Genomic DNA, 11,888 nt, shown 5'->3' on the forward strand with positions numbered 1-11,888 from the left:
TCAGAAATAACCCAATCGACAGATGCCGTGATGCCCTTTTGTTTGGCAACCAAATCCATATTCTGATAGAGTATATTAACTATACCATTTACATCTGCGTCGGCTCCAGCTAATGCAACTTCCAATGGATTAAAAACTGCAAAGGTAGAACTAGCAGGCATTAGTGCACCGAAATCTTCTGAAATGGTATAGAATGCCTCCAAATCAATCAATAAACTTTTTGTAGGACGTGAGCGAAAACCTAGCTCGAACATATCCATAGTCTTTAAATCATGCTCTTCATTTCCATCAAATTGCATTACACGAGGATAATCCATATTAACCACATTCCATGTGTAATTGGAGTAAGTATTAACCAGGAAAGATGATTGATTTGCTCTTGAGTAGACCGCTCGCAACAGGTTATTGTCGTTAATCTTATATGAACCTACCAACTGCCATGATGCATAAACATCATCCGGCATAGAATACTTCTCTGCACGTAAAGCGGCCACTAATCGAAGTTTATCGCTAGGGCGGTAATCAACGCGCGCACTTCCTGCCAAGATATTAATGGTTTGCTCTTTATTCAGGTAACCATTTCCTACCTCTGCAATATGCTCGGTATCATCATATGACATTGACTGATAACTAACACCAGGGCGAATACTAACTTTGCCAAGATTCCAATCGTATTCGGCCTGAAGGTTAAATTGATCATTATCTAATTCAAACCCTTCGTTACCCATCATATAGTCAATGGTTCCCAGGTTATAATTTGCCTGTATATTTAAACCTTTATATTGTGCTCTGACGTCGATATAGGAAGTAGTTGCCTCTTTTGTTGTATAAGGCGTTGGTACATCTCCCATACTCGATGTAATTGCCTGTGAGTTTTGATGTCCGGCCATCACGTTGATGGTTGTATTCTCATTTGGCACAAAATCAATATATCCATTTACGCCCATTCGCTCTTTTGACTTGTCAGGATCAGGAAAAGACTTATAAATATCGTATGTCTCACCTTTCACATCATAAGGTGGCCATAAAGGTAGATTACCATTCATCATGCGGTTAATTTCACTCAATGTAAAATAACCAGGATCAACAGGATTACCATCTAATGAATATTGTGAACCTCCGCGATCGTAGATTAGAATATCATCACGTTCACGATCTCTTGTTTCGAAATTACCTGTTAGTCCAAAGCTAACTTTATCGCTTACTTTTTTACGGAAGGCTACATCTCCCAAATAAGTATTTAGCGATCCTCCCTGAATGTTACCCGAAACAAGCGGCGAATCATCGGTGATTGTCTGAGTGATAATGTTGATTACTCCCGATAAAGCATTTGGTCCGTAGAGTGCACTGGACGGACCACGCACGACTTCGATACGATCAATATCTTCGAAGCTAACAGGCAAAGTTTCCCAGAGCGTACCACCATGTGAATAATTAAATACCGGACGACCATTGATCATTACCAAGGTATTCATGTTCTCTGAATACAATAGCATGTTCTTGCCGGGTAAATTATCATTCCCACGAATATGTACATCAAAGTTTCCATTGGTCTTTTCACGAACGATTAGCCCCGGAACCAGACGCAAAGCTTCTTCAATGGAAGTGGCACCAGATGTAATTATCTGATCGTGTGATAAAACTGTTGTTGACAATGGAGAATCAAATAAACTTTCTTCTGATTTAGAAGCAGAAGTTACATCCTTATTCAATAATAGTTCGTATAACTCTTCGAGCGACGAAACACCAACAATATCAATGGCTGCCATCAAGTCTTCAAGCGATAATGCACTTAATTCCTCAGTCGTCATTGATAATATCTTCTCCTTCGAAAGTGTGGTATTACCACCTTCCTGGGCTCTCACAATTGTACTTAGAGCCAACGAAAACACCAAAATAGTAATGTATGTAATTCTTTGCATTTTATTTCTACTTTAAAGCTATTGAACTTTAATTCCCAAACTAACTACTTTTTGAGTGACTTTAAGGTTGTGTGCTGCAATAATTGCCGGACTAATTTCGTAACGCAATTTACCATTCACAGTTAAAAAGGATATCCCAGCTCCATGTTTACACATGCCTTTTTTATCCGCCACAATCAATATTGGTTTACCCTCTTGTTCATGACTCAAAGATTGCATTAAAGAACTTTTGTTTGATCCTAAGAATACGATGTTGGCATCATCGATGTCTTTTATACTTTTTGCAGAAACAATCTTAATGCTTTTGTTTCCAACCTTTTTTACTTTGGCAATTTTCTCCAGTTCTGTATAAATCTCATCATCTCCCAACACAGCAATGGTCACTTCATTGGATGAACTTGAAGCTGGCCATTCGATGTTTTTAGTAAAATTATAGAGAAAAAGTGCTTTGAAAGTAGCTGTTTGCCCTTTCACTTCACTTATCATTGCGCCCAAGCATATGACGTATAATAACAAAATTAATTTTCTCATGTTTGATGTTTGTTTTGCATGTTTACGGTTTAATTTGTTTTTATATTTTTAAATACTTTAATTATTCATTCCCATTGAGTTAAATCACCTTGAAAATATCCTAAGAATTAACAGCATAGTAATTTCATCAGCTTTATAGCTGCATTTTTTACGTTGCTTATCAACGATCATCAGTTTGATTGATGAATATTGCCGTTAATCCCAATATGTATTCTGCCCAAAATGAATTTGCGTCCCCCAATAATTCACCTCTTCTGAATCGGCCCCGAAAATAGATTTCTCAATAAAAAGACCCAAAAAAATATGATTAACCATCGCTAAAATGTGACGAATGAAATAAGTAATAAAGTACTTATAAGGCTTAGTTCCGTGTAAACTTTAAGGTTATCAAGAGGTGTGATTCACAATCTATATGGCTTAAGAAGATACCGTTGCTATACTAATACTTCATATTAAATACCGGTAATGTTTTCAAGTCTTGATTACACAGCCGGTCATCAAAATCCTTAAAGATGAATCATCTAATTAACGATCTGTAGCGTGCTATATCCTGAAGCATCTTTTTTTAATTCAATCTGTGTGGTTACCCGCTCTTTTAACGCAGGTACGTGGCTGATTATACCAAAAGTACGATTTGTCTCAGATTGCAATTTTTCAAGAGCTGATAAAGCCACATCCAAAGTATCCTGATCCAAGGTTCCAAATCCTTCATCGATAAACAAGCTGCCAATAACCATATTTTGACCAGCCATATCAGATAAGCCCAAAGCGAGAGAAAGACTAACCAGGAAACTTTCTCCTCCAGAAAGAGTCTTTACTGATCGTTCAGCATTGCCATGGTAGAAATCAACTACAAATAAATCATCCAGGTTATCAGTTTTTACATGTTTTATCTTGTAGCGATCATTTAGTAGTTTTAGATGCTTATTAGCCAAAATCAGCACTTGCTTTAAAGTTAGCTCTTGCGCATACTTTGAGAATTTATTCCCTGTAGCATCACCAATAAGCATACTCAACTCGTTCCACCGATTAAATTCTTGTGTCTGCTTATCAATTAAGATCAGCTTTTCTTTTTGCTTCTGTTTATTCTGCGTATCAATATTCAGCTTTTCTTTTAAACTGCCAGCCAATCCTAAATCTTCTTTATACTTGACTTCTTTATCCTGAAGTAGATTTGTTAAATCTTTCTCACTTTCTGTTGTACTTCCCAACTCCTCCTTCAGAAGTTTCAAGCTTGCTAGACACTCATTCTTAGAGTGCTCCAATTCTGTTTCCTCCGTGGCTAAATTGTCCTGTTGTTTATGTAGTTTTCTATATTCATTATCAGTTAGTAAAAGTTGTAATGCCTTCTCTATTGAATCAAGATTATTTGAATCGAGCTTTGCTTTTAATTCCCTATTCATAGTTTCTAACTGCCATTGTTCGTGCTGAATCTGTTTATGCAAGCCTTCAATCTGCATTTTTAAACTACCCTGTAACGTGACACACTCCTTAAGATTGACCTCCTTTGCTTGTCTATTTTCGGTTAGAATATCTGCTTCTCCCCTGAATTGCTTTTCGAGTACATCAGGGTTTTGATCGCCTAATAAGGAGCGACGTTTATCTTTTCTGATGTTAATTCTTTCTTTAGCAAGCTCAAGCTTTGTTCCCTGTTCAGCGAAATGACCGGTTAGTTCCTTTAATTGTTTATCTTTTTCTTCTCTGCGATTTTTTTCCAGTAACAGTTGCTTTTCAACATTTTGAAGTTCTTCTTTCTTTTTAACGATTACTTGAAAGTTATGCTCCAATTCGCCCAACCCCTGGTTTATTGTTTTTTTATCGGTGAGTATATTAAACGAATTCAGTTTTTCTTCAAGCCCACTCCTTGTCTTAAGATATGAATCCAATTCATCGTAAACTTGTTTGAACTCCTTATTCCTGACAATGGCTTTTTCCAATTGTTCTATATTGGTGATTTGTAATTCGATTTTCCTGGCTAAACTACTGTTCTCCGTTTTTGCTACTTCAATTACTTCCTCATTAATTGAGCTAAGTTCAATATGGTGCTTATGCATCAGTTCCTGAATAGCAATCTTAGTTTTAGAAATTTTTGAGTCAGTTAGTTTGATATGTTTCTCTGAATTACTAATGCGTGTTTCTAATGTCGATCGTTTCTCTCTGAGATGCTTTTCTGCATTATTAAGCTCTAGCTGCTTTTGTGTTTTCTCTTTTAATAGTTGCTCCGTTTCATTACCATGTTGATTGTAATTTTCAACATAAGGATGCTCTGTCGAACCGCACAAAGGACAAGCTTCATCAGGTTTAAGTAATTCTCGAGCCTCTGTGTATTTTGCTTCCAATAATTCACGTTCCCGTCGTATGGCTAACTCATCAATATGCTTCTGATTGATTTCAATAGCTTGTTTTAAATCCGTGAATTCTTTCAGGCTGGCTTTTAAATCCCGTTCCTCATCCCCATAATTCTTTTTCCACGAAATTAACTCACTTGCCAATTGCATTTGTTCCAGATGCAATTCTGCTAAACGCTCCAATGCATTTCCCTTTTGCTGAAGGGTCTGTGAAGTTTGTTTCAGTTTATCTATATCAGGTAGGTCAGTGGGTAAACTTTGCTGTCTTTCGCCAATAAAAGCTTCACTTTGCTTAATGGCTTTTTCGAGAATCATTAATCGTTGCTGAAAATCTATTGTTGAAAGCATTGTATTTCTGGTTGGGGATGCTTCCATCTGTGGCAATCGATCATTAACGGATGATTCTATGGAATTTAACATTGATAATTGCTGCTTAAGCAAGGGCAATTGTTCACCGATGTTATCATATATTCGATGCTTCTTCAGGTAAGTTTTAAGGTTATCAGATTCTAATTCATATGTTTTGAGTTTTTCCTGAACTTCCTTTATCTGTTTATGAAGAGAATCAAGTTGAGTTTCAACCGTTTTATTTTGTTTTGCCAGCTCATGAAGCGAATTTTCCTCTATTTTGATAGCCCCATCGATTAACCTGACTTCCTTGATTAACGGCTGCATTGTTTGCTCCTTTTGTCGATGCTTCTCAACAGCCTCAACAAGTTTATTCAATTCTGATGTATTCTTTTTAAAATTCTCGTTTTGTTGCAACAACTGTTGTTGTTTATCTTTCAGTTCCCCCTGAGTGTTATTCGTAATTTTCTTTTGTTGAAGGACTGATTGTATATCTGCTTTTAAAGGCAATACTATCGCGTGTTGTTGTAAACGGTTTTTATCTGTTTCGAATGCAGTCTGCTTTAATTTCAACGCTTGAAAAGATTGCTTATTCTTTTCCAAAGCTTCTTCTTTTTGCCTGATCTGAACTTTAATCTGTAATTGCTTTCTTAGCTTTGAAAGAACCTCATCTTGCTGCTTACAGCTATCTTGCAGTTTCGATAATTCTCCTACAATTTGCGAATGTTCTTCATCTGAAAGCAAATCAATTCCACCTAGTTGAATTTTAAGTTCTTCCAGTGATCTTAACTCCTCGCCCCGTCTTTCGTAACATGCCCTTCCTAATCGTCGATATATTTCTGTTCCGGTAATTTTCTCAAGTAATTCTCCTCGTTCATTAGCATTTGATTTTAGAAAACGGGCAAAATCTCCTTGTGACAATAAAATAGAACGCAAAAATTGATCAAAACTTAATCCGATTAAACGGCTATTCTCTTTTGGAACTTCATTTCGCTTGATATCCAAGGCCACAAAGCTACCATCTGCCTCCTGCTTTGATAACACAAGCGAATAATCCCTCAGGTTACCATTTCGGTTTCGTGATATGCCCCATTGAGATCGATATCGATTATCTTTTAACTCATAATCCAAATGTGCCCAGGCCTCATCCGTATTACGGGTTATAACACTCCCTAAGCGTACAATGTCATTTTTTGAAACCGCACCACTTCTTGGTGTTTGGTTATATAGTGCCAAAGTAATTGCATCAAGAATAGTCGACTTACCTGCTCCTGTTGGTCCTGTAATAGCAAACAAACCGGTTTCTCCCAAAGGTCCATTACAAAAATCAATCAGATGTTCTCCTTTAAGAGAATTCAGGTTCTTAATACGTAGTTGAAGTAAACGCATGAATTATTGTTTTTCTGATTGATGATAAAAACTATCAAGCAACTCGTTGAAGGTATTGTTCAGATCTTCTTTATTTAAAAGCTGTTTGCTTTCCACAAGCCTGTCGAAAACATCATTAACACTCAAATCAGCCAAAGATGTATCAACCGTTTGCTCTTCCTGCCGATTCGCACCATTTAATTTTAACTGTGGTTTGACAACTGTCAATTGATTATCCAATTGATTTATTTTGTCAATGAGTTCTTCAAAATCAGATCGAATGGAAGTATCCATCATCGGTTCTTCAATCACAACTTCTGCCCAATCATCTAATTCAGAATCTCCTTTATAGTCTGATAACTCCTTATATACTTGTTTGAAACTACCTGAAAAATGGATCAGTTTCCGAAATGATGGAATCTGAATGGTTTCTATTTGTTTAACACCTGTCGCCTCCACATCAAGTAAAACGACCTTTTTTGTATCAGATCGCTCCGAAAAACTTAATGGAATAGGTGACCCTGAATAACGAATTGTACCCTCTTTATTTAATTTTTGTGGGCGATGAATATGTCCCAAAGCCATATAATCGAATTCAGGAGGAAATGCTTCAACATTTAATCCGGCCAGATTGCCAATATGAATATCGCGCTCACTTTCTGATAAACCTGCTCCCTGCACATAAAGATGTCCCATACCAATCACCGGACAAGAATAATTCTGTGCAGCTTCTGCAACTTTTTGATAGTGCTTGACAATACCCGTATTGGTTGCTTTAACCACATCGTCATACGATTCACCAGCCGTAATTAGCCGAATATCCTTATCTCTGAGAAACGGTACAGCCGCCACGACACATTCGAGTTTACTTCGATAAGTAGCCTCAATCAGTTCCTCTTTAACATCGGTTCGGGCACCACCAATAACCTGAATATTGAGTGCAGAAAGCACATCCGAAGGTGCCTCTAAAGTGCTAATGTAGTCATGATTCCCTCCGGTTATGATAATCTGTTTACAGGGAGTATCAACTAGTGATGTTAGAAATTGATAATAAAGTTTTAATGCATTGTTCGAAGGAAATCCTACATCAAAAATATCACCTGCTACCAATAAGAGCGCGACATCATATTCCTTTATTGTTTGCTTTAACCATTCAAAAAACAGACGATGCTCCTCTTCCCTGTCATTTCCATGTAACCTTTGTCCAATATGCCAATCAGACGTATGGAGTATTCTCATTCACTACTATTTAAACAGCTCTTCCAAAATGTTAATTGCAGATTCAATACATTTGGAACAAACCTTATCTTTAAGATGATTGTCTTTAAAATACTTTTGCCCAGCCTCGGTTCGAATGTCACACCCCAATAAATGCACACATTGATCACTTTGATGCCGTTGACAGAATTTCTTGCGAAAGGTTTGAATCATTAGAGGTGTTTCTTCCTTCCGTTCATCAATGTCTGATATGAAATGTGAGTTATGCATTCCTATAACCATATAAGCCCCTGTTACAGCACCACAATCTTTTTGCATTTTGCCCATGCCTCCTCCGAAACCCAAAGCCATATCAAGTGCTTGTTGTTCATCGATCCTCAATTCATCAACATAAGCTTTGATAACTGATTGTGCACAGTTATTGCCATTGTAGAAGGCATCAATAGCCGTCGAGATTTTCTTTTCCATACCGAGGTGATTTGTTAGCATTGTAAAAATAACAAATGATTTGTCTTTATGTAGCAAATTGTGATCGATTATTCTAGAAACGGTATCTCATTTGCAATTTCCACTCACTTAACTGGTTACCATGAATCATTTGATTTCCAGAACCTATATCATTGATATTTGAATAGCTTGTATGAGCCATTCTTGCCCATAGCTCAAGATCACGGATTGGAGAATACTTCACATTAAATATCACACGCATACCTTCATTCATATATGCAGGAATGGTAAAGGCATACAATACATCCGGCTCGTAGCTGTAAATTCGACTTTGGTAATCTTCAATATCAAATAGCACATACCGAATGGAGCTTGTTAATTTATTATCCAGCTTAAATCTGACGTCCTGAAAAGCCATCCAACCATTACTATTAAGATTATCATCTTTGTAAATTGAGTATTCTAATTGTGTTTGCAGGCGCCATTTCTCATTTGGTTCATTGCTGTAGAATATACGGATGTTATCTTTCTCATAACTATCTACTTCATACGTGTTCAAATTGGTGCTTTTATTAATCTCTTTTTGAGTTGATTTATACCGCAGATAAAGTTTTTGTTGAGAATCGATTTTATAGTCAGCCTGCGCAAAACACTCAAAACCATCTGATGGTCGGTAAACATTATAACGTAACCAACTATAAGCAAACAGATCGGCATATGCTCTTAAAGAAAGTCGACTTAAAGGTTTAATACTTATAGATGCAAACCACCCCGATTCTCCTCCCCTAATAGATGATTCCGAAAATGGATTGGATAATATAGCAGTATAGGCTCGGCTGTATTTTCTGTAAGCCAAAGACATTATTACATCTCCACCTGCATTATATGTTAGTCCTTGATATAAGCCCAGTTCATCAAAGTTTTGAACAGCCACCTCTCCAAACACATTTAATGCACCCAAAAACAAAGAATAGGATGACCACATCGTTTCCTGATAATCTCCTGTAAATCGATATTTATCTTTTATATGCACCTTAGATGCTATTGGCTGATCAATTGTCCAGTAGACATATCCGGCATCCAAGTGAAACTTATGGTGTTGCCAGGCAGTTTGCACTCCATACACCAACTCATTCACTTTATGCCTGTTATCGCGTTCTGATTTAGTGCGATGATAGCCAGTTTCCTGTAAAGATGAAATTAGTTCTTTATTTATAGTATCATTTGAAGTTGATGCATCGCGTTTCTTATACGATACAAAAGGTGATACAGACCAATTATTAAATTTGAGAGAAATAGCTGTACCTCGCAGGAAAGAACTTTCGTTGACAGAAGTGTAGGCGTTAATACCCTTAGGACGCCTTCTCAGTTGAGCTGTTTCAGTCGACTTTGAAAATGCCATATCAGTCCATACTCCAAGCCCTTGTCCAAAAGATAATCGATAATCACCTACAACCCACTTGTCAACCCATTTGACAGGTTTATTAAGCTTTACAAAACCCGAAGTAAAATCAGTCAATGGAATTGTATTCGGAAAGGCTTTTTCTCCCTGATCTTTCTCTAATGTAAACCCTGCCTCTGCTTTTTTCCCAAAATAGATACGCCCTCTTGTCAACCATTTCTCTTTCGATCCCTGATATGCTGATTCCGTACTATCATTCTTTGGTTCATAACCCAATGGTGTTTGAAAAGTACTCTGTACACGACCTATTACATTTCCATATATAGTAGTTTTTCGCTTCTTCTCAACCTGTTCGACAACTACAAAAGGTAGCATGTAATTAATGGTGGTCATGTCCAATTGTTCAACCGCCTGCAATTCATATATCGAATACAATTGCCCATTTGTGTATCGGTAGTACAAAATATTCTCTATCTGATAATCCGTCAGAAAAAATAACTTTTCCAGATCATTTTTTTCAGCTGCATTAAGATTTATAGGATTATGAGTGAGGTTTATCAGTCCGTCCACTAACTCTTCATAATTCTGACTTATCAATTGCTGATCAGCCATTGTTTCAAGCATGTTACCAATCATTTTCTGCAAATCATCAGTCTGCTGGGCTTCAGTCCAACTCAGAGCACATATAAAAGTAAGCAGAATCAGAAGTCGCTTCTCCATACTCTTATTTTCGATTAAATGAATAGTAAAGGCCTGCACCAGAAGTCAGTCCTAATTGTGGATGATGTGCAAAACCAACATCAATTGTTAAACCAGAGTGTTTAAAACCTCCACCGACTGTTAATTCAAGAGGTTGACCTTTAATACCAGCACGAACAGCCAACCTATTATTAAAATCAATCTGGCAACCTGTTTTAAAAACTAATGTCTGTTCTTGCTCTTTTTCTAACTCGGCAATAATAAGTACATTGTCGGTTGCTGTATATTTAACAGCTGTATTAAAATACGTTAGCAAGGAATAATCATACCCACCATAGTTCATTTTACTTTGCTCTGGATTTTGAATGAATACCCCCAGTTCAAAGCTCTCTGAAATGTAATATCCAATCCCCAGGCTTGTATAAAATGCATCCGCCCGGTCAGCTCCCTCAATTTGATGTGTTAAATAGTTAAATTGTAACCCTGCTGAAATCTTATTGCCAAAAGCACGACTGTATGATAAAGCATAACGATTATAATTACTCTTTGAGTAACCACTTTGATATATTAATCCCGCAAAAGTACCATAGCTTGATGGTAAAACCATTACACCGGTTCGACTGCTTAATTCACTCATATTAAAACGCATCTGATAACCAATTCCTGTAGCCAGATTTTCTGAATAAGCCAAATTGGCTGCATTACTTAAAGCAGCCCATGGTGAGTCATCAAATACTTTCATATAAGCTAATGACGAACTTATTGGTCCTGAGTAATCTAAAGTCTGAGCTAGTGTATTACAACTGAATATTAAACTTAAAAATGCAATTATCTTATAACGTATCATTTATGACTTTGTATTATTATAAATATAGATAGCTCAATTGAAAAGATCAAGAATGCCATGAAAATATTTTTATGTTTTTATAAAAGGTAACTTATAGATTTTCAATCAATAGTAATAAAGCACAAAAGGTCGGGATGGTTTTGATGTAACCTTATTCTAAAACAATGCGTTGAAATAGGCCGTGGGGATAAGTGAGACACAAATAAAAAAACTGGAAACCATAGAAGATGCTTATGCATCCCTTGGCAACTATCTTCATAATAAACTTCCATCCTCAATAATTGCCTTAATACAATTAGACGAAAAACGAGACCTGGGTTACGTTAATAACATTATTGGCATTAAACGTTCAATATTCAACCGTTTAACAGGATTACTAGGAATTAACCCAATAGGAAAGAGCTTTAAAAATACAAGTTATGGTCGAACGCACCTGTATTCTACTGAAGGTTTTATCCAATTTCATGGAAATCTTTATAAGTTATCTGGGGAAATTGTTCCTGAATGGATATTTAAAGCTGTGGAAAAGCTTGTGCATATCAGACATATATTTGCCTGTGGTATAAGTACCAATGAAAGAGCAATTGGAACGATTATTATCTTTCCCCGGGGAAACGATGTGGACAAACTTCAAAAGCTTGAAAAAGCAGTTCAATTGTATGCTGATCAGATGGGAGAAATTATCGACCAATATAATTCAAATATGGTTGGTATTGATACTCGAAATAGGTTCACGAAATCATTAATTGAAAACATTA

Annotated in this window: 8 protein-coding genes; 1 reads left to right on the top strand and 7 read right to left on the bottom strand. The window is 36.6% G+C overall.

Going from position 1 to position 11,888, the window contains the following annotated elements; translation table 11 throughout:
- The 7 genes from AC4MRQ_RS21810 to AC4MRQ_RS21840 all read right to left on the bottom strand — a co-directional run.
- Window positions 1-1,922 (bottom strand): TonB-dependent receptor plug domain-containing protein (locus AC4MRQ_RS21810; protein WP_491199846.1); only part of this gene is annotated, 1,922 nt, incomplete at its 3' end.
- Between the two features lie 18 nt (window positions 1,923-1,940).
- A complete protein-coding gene (locus AC4MRQ_RS21815) occupies window positions 1,941-2,453 on the bottom strand; it encodes a YfiR family protein (RefSeq protein ID WP_491199847.1) in 513 nt (170 codons plus the stop codon).
- A 521-nt stretch (window positions 2,454-2,974) separates the two neighbouring features.
- A complete protein-coding gene (locus AC4MRQ_RS21820) occupies window positions 2,975-6,538 on the bottom strand; it encodes an AAA family ATPase (RefSeq protein ID WP_491199848.1) in 3,564 nt (1,187 codons plus the stop codon).
- Window positions 6,539-6,541: 3 nt separating this feature from the next.
- The gene (locus tag AC4MRQ_RS21825; RefSeq protein WP_491199849.1) at window positions 6,542-7,756 is read right to left on the bottom strand and encodes an exonuclease SbcCD subunit D C-terminal domain-containing protein; all 1,215 of its coding nucleotides are present in this window, start codon (window positions 7,754-7,756) and stop codon (window positions 6,542-6,544) included.
- Between the two features lie 6 nt (window positions 7,757-7,762).
- Entirely contained in the window at window positions 7,763-8,203 is a 441-nt protein-coding gene (locus AC4MRQ_RS21830) for a C-GCAxxG-C-C family protein (RefSeq protein ID WP_491199850.1), read from the bottom strand.
- A gap of 73 nt (window positions 8,204-8,276) precedes the next feature.
- Entirely contained in the window at window positions 8,277-10,304 is a 2,028-nt protein-coding gene (locus AC4MRQ_RS21835; RefSeq protein ID WP_491199851.1) for a helix-hairpin-helix domain-containing protein, read from the bottom strand.
- A gap of 4 nt (window positions 10,305-10,308) precedes the next feature.
- Complete coding sequence (locus AC4MRQ_RS21840) at window positions 10,309-11,130, bottom strand: PorV/PorQ family protein (protein ID WP_491199852.1); 822 nt, start codon at window positions 11,128-11,130, stop codon at window positions 10,309-10,311.
- Window positions 11,131-11,311: 181 nt separating this feature from the next.
- On the opposite strand from AC4MRQ_RS21840, the gene AC4MRQ_RS21845 reads away from it, so the two are divergent.
- Window positions 11,312-11,888, top strand: a 577-nt coding sequence (locus tag AC4MRQ_RS21845; RefSeq protein WP_491199853.1) for a hypothetical protein, incomplete at its 3' end; no start/stop codon positions are given.

The organism is Carboxylicivirga sp., assembly GCF_982718395.1.

Coding starts and splice junctions, on each gene's coding strand:
- AC4MRQ_RS21820 (WP_491199848.1), bottom strand. CDS start 6,538: ATGCGTTTACTTCAACTACGTATTAAGAACCTGAATTCTCTTAAAGGA.
- AC4MRQ_RS21835 (WP_491199851.1), bottom strand. CDS start 10,304: ATGGAGAAGCGACTTCTGATTCTGCTTACTTTTATATGTGCTCTGAGT.
- AC4MRQ_RS21825 (WP_491199849.1), bottom strand. CDS start 7,756: ATGAGAATACTCCATACGTCTGATTGGCATATTGGACAAAGGTTACAT.
- AC4MRQ_RS21830 (WP_491199850.1), bottom strand. CDS start 8,203: ATGGAAAAGAAAATCTCGACGGCTATTGATGCCTTCTACAATGGCAAT.
- AC4MRQ_RS21815 (WP_491199847.1), bottom strand. CDS start 2,453: ATGAGAAAATTAATTTTGTTATTATACGTCATATGCTTGGGCGCAATG.
- AC4MRQ_RS21840 (WP_491199852.1), bottom strand. CDS start 11,130: ATGATACGTTATAAGATAATTGCATTTTTAAGTTTAATATTCAGTTGT.